The 22,789-nt window shown below is 68.6% G+C and carries 17 protein-coding genes and 1 pseudogene; 17 read left to right on the top strand and 1 reads right to left on the bottom strand.

What is annotated here, in order from left to right:
- The first annotated feature begins 102 nt into the window (after window positions 1-102).
- A complete protein-coding gene (locus tag G8A07_RS16540) occupies window positions 103-2,367 on the top strand; it encodes an arginine/lysine/ornithine decarboxylase (RefSeq protein WP_195793125.1) in 2,265 nt (754 codons plus the stop codon).
- Between the two features lie 60 nt (window positions 2,368-2,427).
- Here G8A07_RS16540 and fabI read toward each other — a convergent pair whose 3' ends face one another.
- Window positions 2,428-3,213: an enoyl-ACP reductase FabI gene (gene fabI, locus G8A07_RS16535; protein WP_195793124.1), complete on the bottom strand. Its 786-nt coding sequence runs from the start codon at window positions 3,211-3,213 to the stop codon at window positions 2,428-2,430.
- A 227-nt stretch (window positions 3,214-3,440) separates the two neighbouring features.
- Between fabI and rimP the strand changes: the two are divergent.
- From rimP to G8A07_RS16455, 16 genes and pseudogenes are all read left to right on the top strand, one after another.
- Window positions 3,441-3,914, top strand: a pseudogene (gene rimP, locus G8A07_RS16530) (ribosome maturation factor RimP); the annotation flags it as partial.
- Between the two features lie 173 nt (window positions 3,915-4,087).
- A complete protein-coding gene (gene nusA / locus G8A07_RS16525) occupies window positions 4,088-5,566 on the top strand; it encodes a transcription termination factor NusA (RefSeq protein WP_195793123.1) in 1,479 nt (492 codons plus the stop codon).
- Window positions 5,567-5,622: 56 nt separating this feature from the next.
- Entirely contained in the window at window positions 5,623-8,625 is a 3,003-nt protein-coding gene (gene infB / locus G8A07_RS16520) for a translation initiation factor IF-2 (RefSeq protein WP_195793122.1), read from the top strand.
- 71 nt (window positions 8,626-8,696) lie between these two features.
- Window positions 8,697-9,083: a 30S ribosome-binding factor RbfA gene (gene rbfA, locus G8A07_RS16515; protein ID WP_195793121.1), complete on the top strand. Its 387-nt coding sequence runs from the start codon at window positions 8,697-8,699 to the stop codon at window positions 9,081-9,083.
- Window positions 9,084-9,087: 4 nt separating this feature from the next.
- Window positions 9,088-10,029, top strand: a complete 942-nt coding sequence (gene truB / locus G8A07_RS16510; RefSeq protein ID WP_195793120.1) for a tRNA pseudouridine(55) synthase TruB — start codon at window positions 9,088-9,090, stop codon at window positions 10,027-10,029.
- Between the two features lie 29 nt (window positions 10,030-10,058).
- The gene (typA, locus tag G8A07_RS16505) at window positions 10,059-11,882 is read left to right on the top strand and encodes a translational GTPase TypA (protein ID WP_195793119.1); all 1,824 of its coding nucleotides are present in this window, start codon (window positions 10,059-10,061) and stop codon (window positions 11,880-11,882) included.
- Between the two features lie 111 nt (window positions 11,883-11,993).
- Window positions 11,994-12,899 carry a DMT family transporter gene (locus tag G8A07_RS16500; RefSeq protein WP_195793118.1) on the top strand — a complete coding sequence of 302 codons (906 nt, stop codon included), beginning with the start codon at window positions 11,994-11,996 and terminating at the stop codon, window positions 12,897-12,899.
- Window positions 12,900-12,909: 10 nt separating this feature from the next.
- Entirely contained in the window at window positions 12,910-14,043 is a 1,134-nt protein-coding gene (locus G8A07_RS16495) for an enoyl-CoA hydratase/isomerase family protein (RefSeq protein ID WP_195793117.1), read from the top strand.
- A gap of 101 nt (window positions 14,044-14,144) precedes the next feature.
- Window positions 14,145-14,723, top strand: coding sequence for a hypothetical protein (locus G8A07_RS16490; protein WP_249937024.1), 579 nt, complete (start codon window positions 14,145-14,147; stop codon window positions 14,721-14,723).
- Between the two features lie 70 nt (window positions 14,724-14,793).
- Complete coding sequence (locus G8A07_RS16485; RefSeq protein ID WP_195793116.1) at window positions 14,794-16,107, top strand: MFS transporter; 1,314 nt, start codon at window positions 14,794-14,796, stop codon at window positions 16,105-16,107.
- Between the two features lie 146 nt (window positions 16,108-16,253).
- Complete coding sequence (locus G8A07_RS16480) at window positions 16,254-16,658, top strand: hypothetical protein (protein ID WP_195793115.1); 405 nt, start codon at window positions 16,254-16,256, stop codon at window positions 16,656-16,658.
- Between the two features lie 169 nt (window positions 16,659-16,827).
- Window positions 16,828-17,190, top strand: a complete 363-nt coding sequence (locus G8A07_RS16475; protein WP_195793114.1) for a hypothetical protein — start codon at window positions 16,828-16,830, stop codon at window positions 17,188-17,190.
- 95 nt (window positions 17,191-17,285) lie between these two features.
- On the top strand, window positions 17,286-19,607 hold the full coding sequence (locus tag G8A07_RS16470) for a M14 family zinc carboxypeptidase (protein WP_195793113.1): 2,322 nt from the start codon (window positions 17,286-17,288) through the stop codon (window positions 19,605-19,607).
- Between the two features lie 148 nt (window positions 19,608-19,755).
- Complete coding sequence (locus tag G8A07_RS16465; RefSeq protein ID WP_195793112.1) at window positions 19,756-21,021, top strand: FAD-binding oxidoreductase; 1,266 nt, start codon at window positions 19,756-19,758, stop codon at window positions 21,019-21,021.
- Between the two features lie 139 nt (window positions 21,022-21,160).
- Window positions 21,161-21,700: an RNA polymerase sigma factor gene (locus tag G8A07_RS16460; RefSeq protein ID WP_195793111.1), complete on the top strand. Its 540-nt coding sequence runs from the start codon at window positions 21,161-21,163 to the stop codon at window positions 21,698-21,700.
- 11 nt (window positions 21,701-21,711) lie between these two features.
- Entirely contained in the window at window positions 21,712-22,731 is a 1,020-nt protein-coding gene (locus G8A07_RS16455; RefSeq protein ID WP_195793110.1) for a FecR domain-containing protein, read from the top strand.
- Window positions 22,732-22,789 lie beyond the last annotated feature (58 nt).

Genomic DNA, 22,789 nt, shown 5'->3' with positions numbered 1-22,789 from the left:
CAAAGCATGAAGATGACGGCGCGAAGCCGGCGCCAGCGCGCTTCTTGGCCCTACACTTCGCGCCTTCGTTTTTTGCTGCTCTTTGCCCCCTGGAGGCCCCGCATGCTGCGTTTCCGTTTTCCGATTGTCATCATCGACGAGGACTATCGCTCCGAGAACACCTCGGGTTTGGGCATCCGCGCCCTGGCGGACGCGATCCAGAAGGAGGGCTTCGAGGTCCTGGGCGTGACCAGCTACGGTGACCTGAGCCAGTTCGCCCAGCAGCAGAGCCGCGCCGGCGCCTTCATCCTGTCGATCGACGACAACGAGTTCACGCCCGGTCCCGAGCTGGATCCGGCGGTCGTGAACCTGCGCAAGTTCATCGAGGAGATCCGCTTCAAGAATGCGGACATCCCGATCTATGTCTACGGCGAGACGCGCACCTCGCAGCATCTGCCCAACGATGTGCTGCGCGAGCTGCATGGCTTCATCCACATGTTCGAGGATACGCCGGAGTTCGTGGCCCGCCACATCATCCGCGAGGCGCGCAGCTACCTCGACGGCCTGGCGCCGCCGTTCTTCAAGGCGCTGATGGACTATGCCCAGGACGGCTCCTACAGCTGGCATTGCCCGGGTCATTCCGGCGGCGTTGCCTTCCTGAAGAGTCCGGTGGGCCAGATGTTCCACCAGTTCTTCGGCGAGAACATGCTGCGCGCCGATGTCTGCAATGCGGTCGAGGAGCTGGGCCAGCTGCTGGACCACACCGGCCCGGTGGCCGCCTCGGAGAAGAATGCCGCGCGCATCTTCAATGCCGACCATTGTTTCTTCGTCACCAACGGCACCAGCACCTCCAACAAGATGGTCTGGCACCACACGGTGGCGCCGGGCGATGTGGTGGTGGTCGACCGCAACTGCCACAAGTCCATCCTGCACTCGATCATCATGACCGGCGCGGTGCCGGTGTTCATGACGCCGACGCGCAACCATTACGGCATCATCGGCCCGATCCCTGAGAGCGAGTTCTCGCCCGAGTCGATCAAGAAGAAGATCGCCAAGAACCCGCTGCTCAAGGGCGTGGACGTCAAGAAGGTCAAGCCGCGCATCATGACCCTGACGCAGAGCACCTATGACGGCGTGCTCTACAACACCGAGACCATCAAGGCCAAGCTGGACGGCTGGATCGACACCCTGCATTTCGACGAGGCCTGGCTGCCGCACGCGGCCTTCCACACCTTCTACGGCTCGTATCACGCGATGGGCAAGAACCGCCCGCGCCCGAAGACGGCCATGGTCTACGCAACCCAGTCCACCCACAAGCTGCTGGCCGGCCTGAGTCAGGCCTCGCAGGTGCTGGTGCAGGACTCGCAGAACGTCAAGCTGGATCGGCACCTCTTCAACGAGGCCTATCTGATGCACACCTCGACCAGCCCGCAGTACAGCATCATCGCCAGCTGCGACGTCGCGGCCGCGATGATGGAGCCGCCCGGCGGCACCGCGCTGGTGGAGGAGAGTCTGGCCGAGGCGCTGGACTTCCGCCGCGCGATGCGCAAGGTCGAGAAGGACTACGGCAAGTCCGACTGGTGGTTCAAGGTCTGGGGGCCGGACAAGCAGCTGACGGCCGAGGGCGTCGGCAAGCCGGCGGACTGGATGCTGAAGGCCAACGAGAAGTGGCATGGCTTCGGCCCGATCGAGGCCGGCTTCAACATGCTGGACCCGATCAAGTCCACCATCATCACGCCCGGCCTGGACATGAGCGGCAAGTTTGCCAAGACCGGCATCCCGGCCAGCATCGTCACCAAGTTCCTGGCCGAGCATGGCGTGGTGGTCGAGAAGACGGGCCTGTACTCGTTCTTCATCATGTTCACGATCGGCATCACCAAGGGCCGCTGGAACACGCTGGTGACCGCGCTGCAGCAGTTCAAGGACGACTACGACAAGAACGCGCCGCTGTGGCGCATCATGCCGGAGTTCGTTGCCGCCCAGCCGCGCTATGAGCGCATGGGTCTGCGCGACCTGTGCCAGAGCATCCACGAGGCCTATGCCCAGGGTGACATCGCGCGCCTGACGACCGAGGTCTATCTGTCCGACCTGGAGCCGGCGATGAAGCCCAGCGATGCCTATGCCTGCATAGCGCACCGCAAGACCGAGCGCGTCGCGATCGACGAGCTGGAAGGCCGCGTCACGACCTCGCTGCTAACGCCGTACCCGCCCGGCATCCCGCTCTTGATCCCGGGCGAGCGCTTCAACAAGAAGATCGTCGACTACCTGAAGTTCACCCGCGCCTTCAACGTCAAGTTCCCGGGCTTCGCGACCGACGTGCATGGCCTGGTGGCGGAGCAGGGCGAGGACGGCCAAACCCGCTACTTCGTCGACTGCGTGGCCAAGTAAGCGCGTCGCGCATGAAAAACGGGGCCCCGCGGGGCCCCGTTTGCTTTGGGTGTCGGCGCCTCAGGAGGCTTCGTCGGCCAGGGCGACATGGCTGAAGCCGCCGTCGACGTAGATCACCTCGGAGCTGATGCCGCCGGCCAGGTCGGAGAACAGGAAGGCGGCGGTGTTGCCGACATCGTCGATCGTCACATTGCGGCGGATCGGCGCGCTGGCGGCGAAGGCGGTCAGCAGCTTGCCGAAGTCCTTGATGCCGGAGGCGGCCAGGGTCTTGATCGGGCCGGCCGAGATGCCGTTGACGCGCACGCCCTTGGCGCCCAGCGAATAGGCCAGGTAACGCACGCTGGCTTCCAGCGAGGCCTTGGCCAGACCCATGGTGTTGTAGTTGGGCACGTAGCGCTCGGCGCCCAGGTAGGACAGGGTCAGCAGCGAGGAGCCGGCGCGCAGGCGCGGCGCGGCGGCCTTGGCCATGGCCGGGAAGCTGTAGGCCGAGATGTCATGGGCGATGCGGAAATTCTCGCGCGTCAGGCCGTCCAGGAAATCGCCGGCAATCGCCTCGCGCGGCGCGAAACCGATCGAATGCACGAAGCCATCGAATTCCGGCCAGGCCTCGCCCAGCTGCGCAAACAGGTTTTCGATCTGGGCGTCATCCGACACATCGCAATCGAACACGAGATTGGAGCCAAACTCGGCGGCAAACTCGGTGATGCGGTCCTTGAAACGTTCGCCCTGATAGCTGAAGGCCAGTTCGGCCCCCTCGCGATGGCAGGCGCGTGCGATGCCGTAGGCGATCGAGCGGTTGGACAACACGCCCGTGATCAGCAGTCGCTTGCCGGCGAGAAAACCCATGGTGGCTCCTATTCGTTAAAATCGGGGCTGGATTTTGGCATGGCAAGCGCAACACGCAAGTGAGGCAGCTTGCCGGCATGGTGCTTGCATAGTACAATCCTGGCTTCGCTGAGAAGCTCCAAGCAGCGATCAGTGGCGAAGAAGGTGGGCGGATTCATCCAGCCCATTTTTTTTGCTTGATCTTTTTTAACCGTATCGCTTTCGTTCGAGATCGAAATAACGCACGCATGAGTTGGCAAGCCGCTGTTGAGAAGACCGTGACCGGTCTGGGCTATGACCTGGTGGACTGTGAACGCAGTGCCGCGGGTTTGCTGCGTGTGTACATCGACAAGCTGGCCGAGCAGGCCACCGCCGGCGAGGTGATCACGGTGGACGATTGCGAGAAGGTGACCCGCCAGCTGCAGTATGTGCTGGAAGTGGAAAACACCGACTACCAGCGCCTGGAGGTGTCCTCCCCGGGGCTGGATCGGCCGCTGCGCAAGGCGGCCGACTACGCCCGCTTCGTGGGCGAGCAGGTCGAGATCATGCTGAAGCTGGCCTTCCAGGGCCGCAAACGCTATCGCGGCCAGCTGCTGGCCGAGGGCGAGGGCTGGCGCGTCGTGTTCAGCGACGGCAAGGTCGAACAAGCATTGGATTTTTCCCTTGAAGAGGTGCGCGATGCCCGGCTGGTGCCGGCCGTGAACTTCAAGGGCCGCAAGGCCGCGGGCGCCGACGGCGCCGATGGTGGCAAGACAGGTGACAAGGCCGCCGGCAAGAAGACTGCGAAGAAGAAGCAGAGCAATGCCAAGGCCAGGCAGCAGCCGGGCGATGAAGAAGAAGCAGCAGCGCCCGCTGCCGCCGACAAGGATGACAAGGTTGACGGAGGTCTCGATCAATGAACCGCGAACTGTTGATGCTGGTGGACGCCATCTCGCGCGAGAAGAGCGTGGAGCGCGATGTCGTGTTCGGTGCGGTGGAAGCCGCGCTGGCTTCGGCCACCAAGAAGTTGTATGGCGGCGAGGTGGACATCCGCGTCTCCGTTGACCGCGATTCGGGCGCCTACGAGACCTTCCGCCGCTGGCATGTCGTGCCCAACGAGGCCGGCCTGCAGAACGCCGACGCCGAGATCCTGCTGTTCGAGGCCCAGGAGCAGATCGCCGACATCGAGGTGGACGACCACATCGAGGAGCCGGTTGAATCGGTGCCGATCGGCCGCATCGGCGCCCAGGCCGCGAAGCAGGTGATCCTGCAGAAGATCCGCGACGCCGAGCGCGAACAGCTGCTGAATGACTTCCTGTCGCGCGGCGAGAAGATCTTCATCGGCACCGTCAAGCGTCTGGACAAGGGCGACCTCATCGCCGAGTCGGGCCGCATCGAGGCGCGCCTGAAGCGCGGCGAGATGATCACCAAGGAAAACCTGCGCACCGGCGACCGCCTGCGCGCCGTGATCCTGGGCGTCGACCCGACCCAGCGCGGCCCGCAGATCATGCTCTCGCGCAGCTCGCCCGAGTTCATGAAGGAGCTGTTCGCCCAGGAAGTGCCCGAGATCGAGCAGGGCCTCCTGGAGATCAAGAGCTGCGCCCGCGACTCCGGCAGCCGCGCCAAGATCGCCGTGCTGTCGCACGACAAGCGTGTCGACCCGATCGGCACCTGCGTCGGCGTGCGCGGCTCGCGCGTCAATGCCGTGACCAACGAGCTGGCCGGCGAGCGTGTGGATATCGTGCTGTGGTCCGAGGACCCGGCCCAGTTCGTGATCGGCGCGCTGGCGCCGGCGAACGTGCAGAGCATTGTTGTCGATGAGGAACGCCACGCGATGGACGTGGTGGTCGACGAGGAAAACCTCGCGATCGCCATCGGCCGCGGCGGCCAGAACGTGCGTCTGGCTTCCGAGCTGACCGGCTGGCGCATCAACATCATGTCGGCCGAGGAGTCGGCCGCCAAGCAGGAGCAGGAATCGGAATCGGTGCGCAAGCTCTTCGTCGAGAAGCTCGACGTGGATGCCGAAGTCGCCGACATCCTGATCGCCGAAGGATTCACCAGCCTGGAAGAAGTGGCCTATGTGCCGATGCAGGAGATGCTGGAAATCGAGGCCTTCGACGAGGACACGGTCAACGAGCTGCGCACCCGGGCCAAGGATGCTCTGCTGACCATGGAAATCGCCCGCGAGGAAAAGGTCGAGGAAGTCTCCCAAGACCTGCGTGATCTGGAGGGCGTCACGCCCGAACTGATCGCCAAACTTGCGGATGGCGACATCCACACCCGCGACGACCTGGCCGATCTGGCCGTCGACGAACTCGTTGAGCTGGCCGGCCTGGAAGAGGCGGCCGCGCGTGCCCTGATCATGAAGGCCCGCGAGCATTGGTTCACCGCCTGAAGCACAGGCCAGCAACCACTCGCGCCGCATCGAAAGCATTCTGAAGGATCCCCACAATGGCTGTGACCACCGTCGCCCAGTTCGCTGCAGAGCTCCAAAGGCCTGCAAGCACGCTGCTTGAGCAGCTGCAAGCTGCGGGCGTCAAAAAGGCGTCTAGCGAAGACGCCCTGAACGAAGCCGACAAAGAACGTCTGCTGGACTACCTGCGCACCGCGCATGGAACCGGTGGCGGAGCCGATCGCAAGAAGATCACGCTCAAGCGCACCTCGACCAGCGAGATCAAGCAGGCCGACTCCAGCGGCAAGACCCGTACCGTGCAGGTGCAGGTGAAGAAGACCCGCACCTTCGTCAAGCGCGACGACGCGCCGGGCGTCGACGACGCCGCCGCGCAGGCCGCCGAGGAAGCGGAACTGCAGCGCCGCGAAGAGGAAGCCAAGGCCCAGGCCGAAGCCCTGCGCAAGCAGGAGGAGGAGCTGGCGATCCGCATGCGCGAGCGTGAGGAAGCCGAACGCGCCGCCAAGGAGGCCGAGGAACAGCGTCGCCAGGAGCGCATCGCCGCCGAGGCGCGCGCCGCCGAGGAAGCCGCCGCCCGCGCCGAGGCCGAGGCCGCCGCCGCCAAGGAGGCCGCTGCCGCCGCCAAGGCCAGCGCCAAGGATGCGGCCAAGGACGCCGCCGCCGCGATCAACAAGGCCATGAACAAGGGCAAGACGGCGCCTGCCGCTGCTGCAGCCCCGGCGCCCGCTCCGGCAGCACCCGTGGCCGCCGCTCCGGTGGCTCCGGCTCCGGCGCCCGCGCCGGTCGAAGCCCCCAAGCCCGCGCTGCGCGTGATCAAGGCCGTCGATGTCGGCGCCGAGGAAAAGCAGAAGCAGGCCGACCTGGAGCGCCGCCGCAAGGCCGCCGAGGCCGAGGCCGCAGCCATCCGCGCGATGATGAACAAGCCCAAGGCTGTCATGGTCGCGAAGAAGCCCGAGGAGCCGAAGCCCGCTGCGGCCGAGATCAAGGGCACGATCCACAAGAAGCCCGGCACCCCTGGTGCCGCGACGCCCGCGACCACGACGGCCGGTGCCGGCAAGCCCGGCGACAAGAAGTCGGTCAAGTCCGAAAAGCTGTCGTCCAGCTGGGCCGATGACGCGGCCAAGAAGCGCGGCCTCAAGCCCGCAGGCACCGGCGCGCCCGGTGCGGCCCGTCCGGGCGGCGGTGGCTGGCGTGCGCCTGCCCGCGGTGGCGCGGGTGGCCGCCGTGGCGGCCGCGACGATCGCGGCTCGCAGTCCAACTTCGTGGCGCCGGTCGAGCAGCAGGTGCAGGAAGTCCATGTGCCCGAGACCATCTCGGTGGCCGATCTGGCCCACAAGATGTCGGTCAAGGCTTCCGAGGTGATCAAGCAGCTGATGAAGCTGGGCCAGATGGTCACGATCAACCAGCAGCTGGATCAGGAAACGGCCATGATCCTGGTCGAGGAAATGGGCCACAAGGCCTTCCCGGCCAAGCTGGACGATCCCGATGCCTTCCTGGAAGAAGAGGGCGTCGCCGCCGAGCAGCAGCATGAGATGCTGCCGCGCGCGCCGGTCGTCACCGTCATGGGTCACGTCGACCACGGCAAGACCTCGCTGCTGGACTACATCCGCCGTGCCCGCGTGGCCGCGGGCGAAGCCGGCGGCATCACGCAGCATATCGGCGCCTATCACGTCGACACGCCGCGCGGCATGATCACCTTCCTGGACACCCCGGGTCACGCGGCCTTCACGCAGATGCGTGCCCGCGGCGCCAAGGCGACCGACATCGTCATCCTGGTGGTGGCGGCGGACGACGGCGTGATGCCCCAGACCAAGGAGGCGATCAGCCATGCCAAGGCGGCGGGCGTGCCCATCGTCGTGGCGATGACCAAGATCGACAAGCCCGATTCGAACATCGAGCGCCTGAAGAGCGAGCTGGTCGGCGAAGAGGTGGTGCCCGAGGACTTCGGCGGCGATTCCCCGTTCGTGGGCGTCTCGTCCAAGACCGGTCAGGGCATCGACGAGCTGCTGGAGCAGGTGCTGCTGCAGGCCGAGGTGCTGGAGCTGAAGGCGGCGAAGGAATCGCTGGCCAAGGGTCTGGTGATCGAAGCCAAGCTGGACAAGGGCCGCGGCCCGGTGGCCACGGTGCTGGTGCAGAGCGGCACGCTCAAGCGCGGCGACGTGGTGCTGGCTGGCTCGACCTATGGCCGCGTGCGCGCCATGCTGGATGAGGACGGCAAGCCGACCAACGAGGCCGGCCCATCGATCCCGGTCGAGATCCAGGGTCTGACCGAGGTGCCGCAGGCCGGCGACGAGTTCATGGTGCTGGCCGACGAGCGCCGTGCCCGTGAAATCGCCACCTTCCGTTCCGGCAAGTACCGCGACGTCAAGCTGGCCAAGCAGCAGGCCGCCAAGCTGGAATCCATGTTCGAGAACATGGGCGCCGGCGATGTGCAGACCCTGCCGCTGATCATCAAGGCCGACGTGCAGGGCTCGCAGGAGGCGCTGGCTTCCTCGCTGCTCAAGCTGTCGACCGAGGAGGTCAAGGTGCAGATCGTGCATGCGGCGGTGGGCGGCATCAGCGAGTCGGACGTCAACCTGGCGATCGCCTCCAAGGCCATCATCATCGGCTTCAACACCCGGGCCGACGCGAATGCGCGCAAGCTGGCCGAGGGCAATGGCGTCGACATCCGCTACTACAACATCATCTACGACGCCGTCGATGAGGTGAAGTCGGCGATGGGTGGCATGCTGGCCCCGGAGCAGCGCGAGGAAGCGCTGGGCACGGCCGAGATTCGCGTGGTGTTCGTCGCCTCGAAGATTGGTACCGTGGCCGGTTCGATGGTCACCTCGGGCCTGGTGCGCCGTGGCGCCAAGTTCCGCCTGCTGCGCGAGAACATCGTGGTCTACACCGGCGAGGTCGACTCGGTCCGCCGCGAGAAGGACGATGTGAAGGAAGTCAAGGAAGGCTTCGAGTGCGGTATCAAGCTGAAGAACTACAGCGACATCAAGGAAGGTGATCAGCTGGAATTCTTCGAAATCAAGGAAGTGGCACGAACGCTGTAACCAGCGGAGTTGGCCCCAACCAGCAACCCCGCCCTCTACAGAGTGGCGGGGTTTGTGTTTAGGAGCAGTCGATGCGTCACAAGAGAGCAATTCCCAACCGCGGCTTCCGCGTCGCCGACCAGATCCAGCGCGATCTGGCCGAGCTGATCCGCGAGCTGAAGGACCCGCGCATCGGCATGGCCACCGTCAACGCGGTCGAGGTCACCCCCGACTACGCCCATGCCAAGGTGTTCTTCTCGGTGCTGGTCGGCGATCCGGCCGAGAGCGAGGCCGCGCTGAACGAGGCCGCCGGCTTCCTGCGCAACGGCCTGTTCAAGCGCCTGCAGATCCACACCGTGCCGACCCTGCATTTCCATTACGACCGCACGATCGAGCGCGCGGCCGAGATGAGCCAGCTGATCTCCAAGGCCAACGCCACCCGCGCGCTGGACGACGAGGCGGAAGGCCGCGAGGACTGAATCCATGAGCGCGCCGAAGGCCCCTCGCCAACGCATCCAGCGCCGTGCCCTGCACGGCGTGCTGCTGCTGGACAAGCCCCTGGGCCTGTCCAGCAACGATGCCTTGCAGAAGGCCAAGTGGCTGCTGCGCGCCGAGAAGGCCGGCCATACCGGCACCCTGGACCCGCTGGCGACCGGCCTGCTGCCGCTATGCTTCGGCGCCGCCACCAAGTTCAGCCAGGTCAGCCTGGACGCCGACAAGGCCTACGAGGCGACCCTGAGGCTGGGCCAGACCAGCAGCACCGGCGATGCCGAGGGCGAGATCCTGCGCGAGCGGCCGGTGGCGCTGAGCCGCGAGCAGATCGAGGCCGCCTGCGCCCGCCTGACCGGCGAGATCGAGCAGGTGCCGCCGATGCATTCGGCGCTCAAGCATCAGGGCAAGGCGCTCTACGAGTACGCCCGTCAGGGCATCGAGATCGAGCGCGCCGCGCGCCGGGTGACGATTCACGCGCTCGACATCCTGGACTGGCAGCATGAGGCGCTGACCATCGCGGTGCGCTGCACCAAGGGGACCTATATCCGCACCCTGGCCGAAGACCTGGGCGAGCTGCTGGGCTGCGGCGCGCATCTGTCGGCGCTGCGCCGCACGGCCAGCGGCCCGGTCCATGTGCGCGACGCGATCAGCCTGGATGCGCTGGCCGCGATGAGCGAAACGGAGCGCGAAGCGATGTTGCGCCCCCCGGACTCCCTGCTGGCGGACTGGCCGGCCCTGCGCCTGGACGGGCAGGAGACGGCCAAGTTCCTCAACGGTCTGCGGCGCCGGGTGGCTGCCGCGGACGCCCCGCATGTCCGGGTCTACGGACCCGACGCTCAGGCCCTGTTGGGCAGTGCCTCGATCACGGCCGGCGAACTGATTCCCGGCCGCCTGTTGAGCCCGCAGGAAGTGAACTCCCTGCTGAGCGCCTGAAGAAGTACCAGATTTTTTGAAAGCGTCGTATGACTAAGCAGATCCGCAATATCGCCATCATCGCCCACGTTGACCATGGCAAGACCACGATGGTCGACCAGCTGCTGCGCCAGAGCGGCACCTTCGCCGACCACGAGAAGGTGGTCGACACCGTGATGGACAACAACGCCATCGAACGCGAGCGCGGCATCACCATCCTGGCCAAGAACTGCGCTGTGTCATGGGAAGGCACGCACATCAACATCGTCGACACCCCGGGCCACGCGGACTTCGGCGGCGAGGTGGAGCGCGCGCTGTCGATGGTGGACGGCGTGGTGCTGCTGATCGACGCGCAAGAGGGCCCCATGCCCCAGACCCGCTTCGTGACCAAGAAGGCGCTGGCCCTGGGCCTGAAGCCGATCGTCGTGGTCAACAAGGTGGACAAGCCGGGCGCCAAGCCGGACGCCGTGATCAATGCCGCCTTCGACCTGTTCGACAAGCTGGGCGCCACCGACGAGCAGCTGGACTTCCCGGTCGTCTACGCCTCGGGTATCAACGGCTGGACCTCGCTGGAAGAAGGCGCACCGGGCGAGCAGTGGGGCCCCGACATGTCGGCCCTGTTCAACACCGTGCTCAAGCATGTGCCCTCGCAAAAGGGTGACCCGGCAGCGCCCCTGCAACTGCAGATCTCGGCACTGGACTTCTCGACCTTCGTCGGCCGCATCGGCGTGGGCCGCATCAGCCAGGGCACGATCAAGCCGGGCATGCAGGTCGCCGTGATGGAAGGCCCGGACGGCAAGAGCGTCAACGGCCGCATCAACCAGGTGCTGACCTTCCAGGGGCTGGACCGCATGCAGGCCACCCAGGCCGGCCCCGGCGACATCGTGCTGATCAACGGCATCGAGGACATCGGCATCGGCGTGACCGTGACCGACCCGGCCAACCCGCAGCCGCTGCCGATGCTGAAGGTCGACGAGCCGACCCTGACGATGAACTTCTGCGTCAACACCAGCCCGCTGGCCGGCCGCGAAGGCAAGTTCGTCACCAGCCGCCAGATCTGGGACCGCCTGCAGAAGGAACTGCAGCACAACGTCGCGCTGCGCGTGAAGGAAACCGACGAGGACGGTATCTTCGAGGTCTGCGGCCGCGGCGAACTGCACCTGACCATCCTGCTGGAGAACATGCGCCGCGAAGGCTACGAGCTGGCCGTCTCCAAGCCGCGTGTGATGTTCAAGGACATCGACGGCGTGAAGTCCGAGCCGATGGAGCTGGTCACCGCCGACGTGGAAGAGCTGCATCAGGGCGGCGTGATGCAGGCCCTGGGTCTGCGCAAGGGCGAGATGCTGAACATGGAGCCGGACGGCCATGGCCGCGTGCGCCTGGAGTACCGCATCCCGGCCCGCGGCCTGATCGGCTTCTCCAACGAGTTCATGAACCTGACCCGCGGTTCGGGCCTGATCTCCTCGATCTTCGACGGCTACGAGGCCCACAAGGGCGACATCGGCGGCCGCAAGAACGGCGTGCTGATCTCGATGGACGACGGTGAGATCTTCACCTACGCCCTGGGCAAGCTGGACGACCGCGGCCGCATGTTCGTCAAGCCGAACGACCCGGTCTACGAGGGCATGATCGTCGGCATCCACAGCCGCGACAACGACCTGGTGGTCAACGCCACCCGCACCAAGCAGCTGACCAACTTCCGCGTCAGCGGCAAGGAAGACGCGATCAAGATCACGCCGCCGATCGACCTGACCCTGGAGTACGGTGTCGACTTCATCGACGACGACGAGCTGGTCGAGATCACGCCCAAGAGCGTGCGTCTGCGCAAGCGTCACCTGTCGGAAAACGACCGCAAGCGAGCAGCCCGCTCGTAAGCGGGCCGCTCGCTGCGCGAGTGCAGTGAGCTCCCTCCAGCCTCCCTCCATGAGGGAGGCTCTAGCCAGTTGATGGCCCGCGGCCCTTCGGGGCCGCTCTCAATTCCGTTCATGACCCATCGCCGCGCCGTCCTGCTGATGCTCGTCGTCACCCTGCTGTGGAGCATGGCGGGGGTGGTGTCGCGGCATCTGGAGGCGGCGCGCAGCTTCGAGGTCACCTTCTGGCGCAGCGCCTTCAACGCGCTGGCGCTGCTGGCGGCGCTGGCCTGGATGCGCGGGCCCGCGGCCCTGTGGGGCCAGCTGCGCCAGGCGCCGCGCGCGGTCTGGGTCTCGGGCCTGTGCTGGGCCACGATGTTCACCGCCTTCATGCTGGCGCTGACCCTGACCTCGGTGGCCAATGTGCTGGTGACGATGGCGCTGGGGCCGCTGCTGACCGCGCTGTTCGCGCGCCTGTTCCTGCAGCATCGCCTGCCGGCGCGCACCTGGGCCGCGATCGGGCTGGCCAGCGCCGGCATCGCCTGGATGTTCGGCCACGAGATGCAGGGCGGCACCGGCGCCTGGGCCGGCATGGGCATCGCCTTCGCGGTGCCGCTGGCCGCGGCCAGCAACTGGACCCTGCTGCAGCACAGCCATCGCGTGGGCGGGCAGGGCGGAGGCGGTGGCGACATGCTGGTCGCGGTGCTGCTCGGCGCGCTGATCTCGGCCGCGCTGACCCTGCCGCTGGCCTGGCCGCTGCAGGCCGGCGCGCATGACCTGACCCTGCTGGCCGGCCTGGGCCTGTTCCAGCTGGCCTTGCCCTGCCTGCTGGTGGTGCGGCTGACGCGCGTGCTGGCCGCGCCGGAGATCGCGCTGCTGGGCCTGCTGGAGGTGCTGTTCGGCGTGCTGTGGACCTGGCTTGGCGCTGGGGAAGCCCCATCTTCCGCGACCTTGGCCGGAGGTGCTATGGTGCTGGCCGCCCTGGTCGGCAACGAGTTGCTGGGCCTGAGGGCTCCCGAAAAGAAACAAAGACAAGTCTGATGGAGTTGGCATGAGTTCCGCTGCCCCGATCCCCGCGCTGCAATCCGAAGGCCAGATCCAGGCCGCGGTGAACGGCTGCCTGGGCCTGATCACCCTGAACCGCGCGAACGCGCTGAACGCGCTGTCGCTGGCGATGATCCGCGACATCACCGCCTTGCTGAAGCACTGGGCCGCCACGCCGGCGGTGCAGGCGGTGGTGGTGCTGGGCGCCGGCCGCGAGGGCAAGCCGGCGGCCTTCTGCGCCGGCGGCGACATCCGCTTCTTCCACCAGGCCGCGACGACCGGCACGCCGGCCTCGCTGGCCGAGCTGGGCGCCTTCTTCACCGAGGAATACGCGCTCAACCACCTGATCCACCATTACCCCAAGCCCTATATCGCCCTGATGGATGGCGTGGTGATGGGCGGCGGCATGGGCATCAGCCAGGGTGCCAAGCTGCGCGTGCTGACCGAGCACAGCAAGCTGGCGATGCCGGAAACGAACATCGGCCTGTTCCCCGATGTCGGCGGTGGCTGGTTCCTCGGCCAATGCCCGGGCCGTACCGGCGAATGGCTGGCGCTGACCGGCCAGCCGATCGGCGCCGGCGACGCGATCGAGCTGGGCCTGGGCGATGTGTTCGTCAAGAGCAGCGAGCTGCCGGCCATCATCGAGGCCTTCCGCCATGGGCATCAGCCCAATGCCGAGCATGTGGTGGCCGAGGTGATGGAGCGCGCCGACCTGGCGCCCGCGCCCGACCATCTGGAGCAGCGGACCCAGATCGACCGCCATTTCGCCGGCGCCGACATCGCCGCGATCATGGCCTCGCTGGCCGCGGCCGGCGACGACTGGTCGCGCCGCACCCTGGCGACCCTTCAGCAGCGCTCGCCGCTGATGCTGGCCGTGACCCTGGAGCAGCTGCGCCGCGCGCGCCGACTGAGCCTGGCCGAGGACCTGCGCATGGAGCGCGACCTGGTGCACCACTGCTTCCACCTGCGCCCGGGCGCGCAGAGCGAGACGGTCGAGGGCATCCGCGCGCTGGCGATCGACAAGGACCACCAGCCTCGCTGGAACCCGGCCCAGATCGAGGCGGTGACGCCGGCCCTGGTCGAGGCCTTCTTCGCCAGCCCCTGGCCCGCGGCCGAGCATCCGCTGCGCGAGCTGGCCTGATGATGAAGATTCGCCGTCCCCGCGGGCGCCAGGCGCGCGCGATGGTGCGGGCCGGCTGCTAGAGTCCGGCGCCGACAACAACCATCGCCCGGGGAGGGCTCTTGAAGAAGAAAGAAAAAACCGGCGGCGTCCTGGCCGCCGTCGCGCTGTTGCTGCTGCTGCAGGGCTGCGCCAGCAGCGGCAAGACGGAGCAGGGCGCGGTCGCCAAGCCGGGCGCCACCGAACGCATCACCGAGGCCGCCAGCGCACCGCTGCAGGACCTGAATCTCAGCAAGACGCCGATCCCGCCGGTGCTGCTGGAGGCGCGCAAGGCGCCCTATGCCGCGCCCGTGCCACCGGCCTGTGCCGATCTGCAGCAGCAGATCCTCGCGCTGGACGAGGTGCTGGGGCCGGACCTGGATGCGCCGCCCGAGAAGCCGGGCGATGCCGGCTGGGTCGAGCAGGGCAGCGAGGCGGCCGGCAATGCGGTGTACGGCGCGCTGCGCAGCGCGGCCGAGGGCGTCGTGCCGCTGCGCGGCTGGGTGCGCAAGCTCAGTGGCGCCGAGCGCCATTCCGAGAGCACGGCCGCGGCGATCAAGGCCGGGCTGGCACGCCGCTCCTTCCTGCGCGGCTATGCGCAGGCGCAGGCCTGCCCGCCCGCGCGCGAGGCTGCCGGCTCGAGCAAGACCCGTCCCGGCTGAGGCCTCCGGCCGCCCGCATAATCCCCGACGACGATAGCCACAAGCCAGGAAAACGGGGAGCGATCGACCGGTGTCAGCTGCTGCAACAAGGGGATGGAGCGGCCGCATCGCGGCCCTGGGGCGGCCGTTCAAGGCCCTGCTGGCCAGCGAGGTGCTGAACATGCTGGCCCTGATGGTCGGCGCGGTCGCCACGCCCTGGTGGATCGCCAGCCATGGCGGCGCGCGCGACCTGGCCATCTATGGCTTCGCGGCCTCGGCGATGGCCTTCTTCGTGATGCCGGCCCTGTCGCCCTTGGGCGACCGCCTGCCCAAGCGCCGCCTGATCATGGCGGGCCTGGGCCTCTACATGCTGGCCGCGCTGCTGCTGGCCACGCTGGTCAGCCTGGACCTCTACCACCTGGGCGGGGTGCTGCTGGCGGCGCTGCTCGGCGCGCTGGCTGGCGGCCTGCTGATGCCGGCGATCCTGAATGTCGCCGGCGAGATGGTCAGCGCCGAGCAGCTGCCCGAGGCGCTGAGCCTGCAGCGCGGCGCGCAGTCGCTGGGCCGGGTGCTGGGGCCGGCGCTGGGCGGGCTGGCGCTGGCCTGGTCGACGGGCGTGGCGCTATGGCTGCAGGCCGGCCTGCTGTTCAGCGCGGTGCTGCTGGCGCGGCGCCTGCCGCGGCTGCTGCCACCGGCGCGCTCCGGGCGCGGCCTGGCGGCCTGGAAGCGCGATCTGCACGAGGGTCTGCGCGCCTGCTGGCTGATGCCGCTGGAGCGTGGCTGGACCCTGGTGAACTTCGTCGGCGTGCTGTTCATGTTCCCGGCCTTCACGATGCTGGTGCCGCTGAAGGTCAAGTCGCTGGGCCTGTCGGGCGCCTGGCTGGGCGCGGCGGAGACCGGCCTGGCGCTGGGCATGCTGCTGGGCGCTCTGGGCGGCTCGGCCTGGGTGGCGGCGCGCATCGGGCGTTACGCCACCCGCATCGGCGCCACCGCGGCGCAGGGCCTGGGCCTGGCGCTGGCCGGCTGGAGCGAGCATGGCCTGACCCTGGTGCTGGCGCTGTTCCTGGTCGGCCTGGCCAACTCCTGCGGCGTGCTGGTTGGCCAGACGCACCGCATGCTGGCGATCCCGCAGCATTTCCGCGCCCGGCTCAGCTCGGTCGGCATGATGACCCTGAACATTGCCGCGGCCGCCGGTCCGGCGCTGGCCGGCCTGGCGCTGCTGCAGCTGGAGGTGTCGGCGGTCTACATCGCCTTCGGCCTGCTGTCGGCCGTCAGCGCGCTGGGCTTTCTGCTGGTGCCGGACTTCAAGACCCTGATGAGCCTGGACCATGAGTCGGTCAAGGACTGGTACCAGCGCCGCCATCCGGAGCTGTTCGGCGACCATCTGCCGCATGCTTCGAAATAATCGAAGGCCTTCGCCTGAAGATTCTGATTTTTTCGAATCGGCGAAAGCCCTAAGCTGCGCGCCTGTTTTTGTTCACGAGAAGAGGCTCGCCCCATGTCGTCGATGTTCCATCCCTTGAGCCCCGCCGCGGGCGCCGCGAGCTGAGCATGGGGCCGCAATCCGCGCGCAGCTGGCGCATCGGTATCTGGCTGCTGTTCGCCTTTCTGGCGCTGTTGTGGAGCGGAAGCATCGGGCTGCTCGGGGCGCTGCTGGATTGGCTGGCCCATGCGCTGGCCAGCGGCGAGGCGCAGCGCCTGGGCGGCGCCGCGGCCGAATGGAAGATGCCGGCCTGGCTGGCCTTCTGGGTCGACGAATCCCTGCTGCGCACCCTGCAGCAGGGCCTGCAATGGGCGCTCGACATGGGCCGTGACGGCCTGCCCTGGCTGGGCAAGGCGCTGGGCTGGCTGACACCGCTGCTGTGGATCCTGTGGTTGATCGGGCTGCTGGCGATGCTGCTGCTGACCTTCCTGGGCCTGCGCCTGCTGCGCTCCATGCCTGCAGCGGGCCGCTGACGCCGTTGCGTCTGCTTACCCGCCCTGGGCGGGTAAGCCCTGATCGCCAGATTGGGCGATAAACGCACACTTGCCGCTCATGGGAGCGCGGCAAGAATCCGCATGGGCCTGGCCAGCGTGCCTGGCCCTGTTAGGCCTGCTGGCATCCGGCCCGCGGGCCGCTGATGCCGTGGAGGCCTGGCCGGCCGCGGCGACCGCCCTGGTCGAGCAACTGCAGCCGCTGGCGCAAGGCCGCGGCTGGTTCGATGGCGGCGCCTGGCAGCCCGAGCTGGACGCCTGGCAGGGCCGCAAGCATCAACTGCTGCAGTCGCTGGCCACCGAGCTCGAGCGGCTGCAACCCCCCCCGACGACCCGAACCCTGAGCGCCCGGCTGGGCCCGCTGCTGCAATCCTGCACGGCCGGGCAAGACCTGGCCCCGGACGCCGACTGCGCCTGGATCAGCTGGCGCGGCCGGCGTGACGGCCTGCGCCTGAGCCTGGCCGCGGGCCGGCTGCAGCGGCTGCAATGGCAGCTGGCGCTGGAACAGCAGTAGCAGCAAGAAAAACGCAGTACGGTGGCGGCACCGTTTTGCCGCCGGGAAGGCGCGGTCGTCACGAGCGGCGCGCCGATGACAAGGAGGACCTCACCGTGATTCCTGTTCAATCCAACAAAGGCGTCAAACGCAAAAAGGCATTCCGGCTCGCGGCCCTGGCCGCCGCGACCCTGCTGGCCGGGCCGCTGGCCCAGGCGCATGAGATCTCCGGCCGGCCGGCCGAGGGCCGGGTCGTGATGCGCGCCTACTTCAGCGACCTGGCGCGCGCCCAGGCGATCGCCCACAGTCGCTTCGAGACCCTGGAATCGAAGTACGAGCTGGGCTATGTCGTCGTGCAGGTCAGCCCGGCCGAGGCGCGCGAACTGCGCGCCCAGGGCTTCCGCCTGGAGGCCGACAAGGGCTGGTGGGAGCAGCAGAGCCAGCAGGCGCAGCGCGAGAGCGCGGCCTTCCAGCAGCTGCAGCGCCAGCAGCAGCAACAAGCGGCGCGCGCCGGCGATGTCGTGATCCAGGCCGGCATCCCGAGCTACAGCTGCTACCCGACCGTCGAGGAGGTGTTCAGCCAGGCCGATGCGTTGATCGCCGCCAAGCCGCAGCTGGCGCGCTGGATCGACATCGGCGACTCCTGGCAGAAGACCCGCAATCTCGGCGGCTATGACCTCAAGGTGCTCAAGCTCACCAACAGCGCGATCGCGGGCGACAAGCCCAAGCTCTTCGTCAATGCCGGCATCCATGCGCGCGAGTACACGACCACGCCGCTGGTGCTGGAGTTCGCCAAGCGCCTGGTCAACGGCCATGGCGTCGATGCCGACCTGAGCTGGATCCTGGATCACCACGAGGTGCATCTGCTGCTGGTCACCAACCCCGACGGGCGCAAGAAGGCCGAGACCGGCCTGCTCTGGCGCAAGAACACCAACACCGCCTATTGCGGCGCCACCAGCAACAGCCGCGGCGCCGACCTGAACCGCAACTTCGGCTTCGGCTGGAACTCCACCGGCGGCACCGGCTCCAGCGGCAATGCCTGCAACGAGACCTATCGCGGCGCCAGCGCCGCCTCCGAGCCCGAGACCCGCGCGATCGAGGCCTATATCCGCAGCCTCTGGCCGGACCGCCGCGGCCCGAACCGCGGCGATGCCGCGCCGCTGGACACCAGCGGCATCCACCTGGACATCCACAGCCATGGCCGCCTGCTGCTATGGCCCTGGGGTACCAATGGCACGGTGGCCGGCAACGACCGCCAGCTCGCCACCCTGGGCCGCAAGTTCGCCTATTGGAACGGCCACACGCCGCAGCGTTCGCTGAGCCTGTACGAGACCGACGGCACCAGCGACGGTCCGAGCTACGGCGAGCTGGGCGTCGCGGCCTTCACCTTCGAGCTGGGCACGGCCTTCTTCGAGCAGTGCAGCTACTACAGCAACACCCTGTTGCCGGGCAATCTGCCGGCCCTGATCTACGCGGCCAAGGTGGCGCGCACGCCCTACATCACGCCGGCCGGCCCGGACAGCCTGGAGCCGGCGCTGTCGGCAGCCCGGGTGCGCGCGGGCACGCCGGTGACCCTGACGGCCCGCATCGACGACACCCGCTACAACAACAGCAATGGCGCCGAGCCGACCCAGGTGGCCAGCGCGGCTGAGTACTACCTCGACCTCGCGCCCTGGCAGGCCGGCGCGGTGGCGCGGCCGATGACGGCGGCCGACGGCAGCTTCGACGCGGCCTCCGAGGCGGTGCGCGCCACGGTGGACACCAGCGGGCTCGCAGTCGGGCGGCACATCGTCTATCTGCGCGGGCGTGACAGCGCCGGCAACTGGGGCGCGGTGAGCGCCGTCTACCTGGACATCGAGTCCGGCACCGGCGGCACCCCGCCGCAGGCCGCCTTCGACTACAGCGTCAACGGCCTGACGGTCTCCTTCAGCGACCGCAGCAGCGACAGCGATGGCAGCATCGCGACGCGCAGCTGGGAACTGGGCGACGGCAGCACCGCCAGCGGCGCCAACCCGGTCAAGACCTATGCCGCGGCCGGCAGCTACAACGTGCGCCTGACGGTGACCGACAACGAGGGCCTGAGCGCCAACACCAGCCGCAGCGTGGTGCTGAGCGACGACGGCGTGCCGGTGCTGCTGAACAACCAGAGCGTCGGCGGCCTGGCCGGCGCCACCGGCAGCTGGCGCTACTGGAAGATCGCGGTGCCGGCCGGCACCACCCAGCTGCAGGTGCGCACCAGCGGCGGCACCGGCGACCTGGACCTGTTCACCCAGCCGGGCCAGAAACCGACCGCCAGCAGCTACAACTGCAAGAAGGAGGGCAGCACCAATGTCGAGACCTGCAGCCTGAGCAGTCCGGCCCCGGGCTGGCTCTACATCGGCCTGTACGGCTACCGCGCCTACTCGGGCGCGAGCCTGCAGACGAGCTTCACGCCCTGAGGCCAGGCGGACCCGACATGCGCAGCCCCTCGCGCATGCCGGGTTCCGCGGCGTAGCGGCCCCCTAGGGATTCCCCGATGGGGGCGCACAGCGCCCCATGCGTTCCGTCTCCTGGCCGATGATGCGGCCAGGAGACAAGAAGGAACGCATGAATTCATCCACCTCATCCTCGCGGGAGGTCCTGGTGCTGGGCGCCGGCATGGTCGGCACCTGCACCGCGCTGGAGCTGGCGCTGCGCGGGCATTCGGTGACCCTGGTCGACCGGCGCGAGCCGGGCCGCGAGACCTCGTATGGCAATGCCGGCGTGATCCAGCGCGAGGCGGTCGAGCCCTATGCCTTTCCGCGCGACCTGCCCACCCTGCTGACGGCCGCCTGGGGGCGCCGGCTCGACATCCGCTGGCAGCTCGGCGGCCTGTGCGCCTCCTGGCCGCAGTTGCTGCGCTACTGGTGGCATTCGGCGCCGCGGCGCCACCGGAGCATCGGTCAAGCCTATGCCTCGCTGATCGCGCATGCCACCTCGGCCCATCAGCGCTATATCGAGCTGGCCGGCGCGGGCGAGCTGGTGCAGCGGCAGGGTCTGCGCCTGATCTACCGCCAGCCGCGGCGGCTCGAGGCGGCGCTGGCCGAGTCCGAGCGCCTGCGGCGCGAGCATGGCATCGACTTCGCGGCGCTGGACGCGGCGGCGCTCGCGGCGGCGGAACCGGCCCTGCGCCTGCCGCTGGCCGGGGCGGTGCACTGGCTCGACTCCTGGAGCGTCAGCGATCCCGGCGCCCTGGTGGAGCGTTATGCGGCGCTGTTCCAGCGCTCGGGCGGCCGCCTGCTGCGGGGCGATGCCGACAGCCTGAGCCAGACCCGCGGCGGCGGCTGGCAGGTCGACACCGAGGCAGGGCGCCTGTCCGCGGCGCAGGCGGTGGTCGCGCTGGGGCCCTGGTCGGATGCCTGCATCCGGCGTTTCGGCTACCGCCTGCCGCTCTTTCCCAAGCGCGGCTATCACCGCCATTTCAGCGGCGGCGCGACGCTGCAGCTGCCGACCCTGGATGCCGAGCGCGGCTATGTGCTGGCGCCGCAGAGCCGCGGCCTGCGCCTGACCACCGGCGCCGAGATCGCGCGCCTCGACGCGCCGCCGCGGCTGGCCCAGATCGAGGCGGCCGAGGCCGAGGCGCGACAGCTGCTGGAGCTGGGCCGGCCGGTCGAGGCCGAACCCTGGCTGGGCAGCCGTCCCTGCAGCGCCGACATGAAGCCGGTGATCGGCGCGGCGCCGCGCCATCCCGGCCTCTGGTTCAACTTCGCCCATGGCCACCAGGGCTTCACCTTGGGGCCGACCAGCGCGGGGCTGCTGGCGGACCTGATGACGGGCCGGCCGCCCCTGGTCGAGGCCGCGCCCTTCCTGCCCGCGCGCTTCGCGCCGGCCTGAGCCGAGTGAAGCGGCTTCAGCGTCACTGCGCGTTTACCCTGTGGGGGATGGGGGGTGGGGGCGCGTCTTGCTTGCATCATCATCCGCAGAACCGGGGACCTGTCGTGCCCGGTGAGGTGATGCCGGGGCCGCCTTCCGCATGAACCTGATCGAGATCTACCAGCGCCGCAGCAAGATGCTGGAACGCTATGTGCGCCGCCTGCTGGGCAACACGGCCGACGCGGCCGATGTGTCGCAGGAGGCTTTTCTGCGCGTCTATGCGGCCGAGCTGGGCGGCCGGACGCCGGTCAGCGAGGCGCTGCTCTACACCGTGGCGCGCAACCTGGCCCTCAGCGAGCTGCGCAAGCGCACCACGCGCGCCACCGACACGATGATGGATCTCGACGTGCTGGGCGTGATCGCGCCCGGCGCCAACCCCGAGGCGCAGATGCAGGAGCGCCAGCTGATCGCCGCGGTGGAGGCTGCGATGCAGCGCATGGCGCCCAAATGCCTGGAGGTCTTCCGGCTGCGCAAGATCGACAACCTCTCGCATGCCGAGATCGGCGCGCGCCTGGGCATCTCCACCAAGACCGTGGAGCGCCACATCACGCGCGCGCTGCAGCTGTGCCATGAGGCGCTGGCCGAGCGCCAGGGCGGCGGCCGGGCCCTGCGCGGGCTGGCGGGGGAGAAGCGGGCATGAGCGGCCGGGTGATGAACTTCGAACGCACGCCGCAGGCCGAGGCCCAGGCGCGCCATTGGGTGGTGCGCATCGATGCCGGCCCGCTGGACGCCGAGGAGCGGCGGGCGCTGCAGCAATGGCTGGCCGCGGATGCTAGCCATCCGCGCCTGCTGGACGAGCATGCGCTCTTGTGGGCCACGGCCAGCCGCGCGCCGTTCGCCGCCGCAGCAGAAGGCGAGGGAGCCTCGCCGCGGCAGCACGCGCCGCGCCGGGGCGGGGCCTGGCTGCGGCCGGCTGGGGCGCTGGCCTCGCTGGGCATGATGATGATGATGGCGCTGGCCCTGCTGCTGTGGCGGGACGATCTAGCGTCGCCGGCCGGCACCGGGCTGAATGTCGCCTCGGTGCACAGCACGCCGATCGGCACGCCGGCGCCGGTGGCCCTGCCGGACGGCTCGCGCACCGAGCTGAATGCCGCCTCCACCCTGCGCGTGGCCTACAGCGCCGCGCAGCGCCGGGTGGTGCTGGAGCGCGGCGAGGGCCTGTTCGAGGTGGCCAAGGACCGGGCGCGGCCCTTCGAGGTGCTGGTCGGCGACACGCTGGTGCGCGCGGTCGGCACGCGCTTCCTGGTGCAGCGGCGCGCCGGCGGCCGCGTCGAGGTCACGGTGTACGAGGGCGTGGTGGAGGTGTTCAAGACCGCCGCGGCGCCGGCCGGCGCGCGGCCGATCCGGCTGGGCGTCGGCCAGGTGGCCGTCAGCGCGCCGGGGCAGATGCTGGTGGCCCTGTCGCAGCCGCAGGCCATGGGCCGCAAGCTCGCCTGGCAGCATGGCCGCATCGAGTTCGACCGCAGCAGCTTGGCCGATGCGCTGGAGGAGGTGAACCGCTACAGCGCCGTGCCGATCCGGCTGGGCAGCGCGGAGCTGGGGGCGATGCAGGTCTCGGGTTCCTTCTCCACGCAGGAGACCGCGGTGTTCCTGCGCAGCCTGGAGCAGGGCTTCGGCCTGCGCGTGCAGCGCAGCGGCGAGGCCTGGGTGCTGAGTCAGGCACCGCTCTAGGGTTTGTCCTTGTGAGGGGGTTGGCGCCCGGGCGCGTCGTACCAGGGCATCCACAACA

The organism is Roseateles sp. DAIF2 (assembly GCF_015624425.1).
GTDB lineage: Bacteria > Pseudomonadota > Gammaproteobacteria > Burkholderiales > Burkholderiaceae_C > Kinneretia.
This window is presented reverse-complemented; position numbering and strand designations above follow the sequence as displayed.

Coding starts and splice junctions, on each gene's coding strand:
- G8A07_RS16465 (WP_195793112.1), top strand. CDS start 19,756: ATGAATTCATCCACCTCATCCTCGCGGGAGGTCCTGGTGCTGGGCGCC.
- G8A07_RS16455 (WP_195793110.1), top strand. CDS start 21,712: ATGAACTTCGAACGCACGCCGCAGGCCGAGGCCCAGGCGCGCCATTGG.
- nusA (WP_195793123.1), top strand. CDS start 4,088: ATGAACCGCGAACTGTTGATGCTGGTGGACGCCATCTCGCGCGAGAAG.
- G8A07_RS16495 (WP_195793117.1), top strand. CDS start 12,910: ATGAGTTCCGCTGCCCCGATCCCCGCGCTGCAATCCGAAGGCCAGATC.
- infB (WP_195793122.1), top strand. CDS start 5,623: ATGGCTGTGACCACCGTCGCCCAGTTCGCTGCAGAGCTCCAAAGGCCT.
- G8A07_RS16540 (WP_195793125.1), top strand. CDS start 103: ATGCTGCGTTTCCGTTTTCCGATTGTCATCATCGACGAGGACTATCGC.
- G8A07_RS16480 (WP_195793115.1), top strand. CDS start 16,254: ATGGGGCCGCAATCCGCGCGCAGCTGGCGCATCGGTATCTGGCTGCTG.
- fabI (WP_195793124.1), bottom strand. CDS start 3,213: ATGGGTTTTCTCGCCGGCAAGCGACTGCTGATCACGGGCGTGTTGTCC.
- truB (WP_195793120.1), top strand. CDS start 9,088: ATGAGCGCGCCGAAGGCCCCTCGCCAACGCATCCAGCGCCGTGCCCTG.
- G8A07_RS16500 (WP_195793118.1), top strand. CDS start 11,994: ATGACCCATCGCCGCGCCGTCCTGCTGATGCTCGTCGTCACCCTGCTG.
- typA (WP_195793119.1), top strand. CDS start 10,059: ATGACTAAGCAGATCCGCAATATCGCCATCATCGCCCACGTTGACCAT.
- rbfA (WP_195793121.1), top strand. CDS start 8,697: ATGCGTCACAAGAGAGCAATTCCCAACCGCGGCTTCCGCGTCGCCGAC.
- G8A07_RS16460 (WP_195793111.1), top strand. CDS start 21,161: ATGAACCTGATCGAGATCTACCAGCGCCGCAGCAAGATGCTGGAACGC.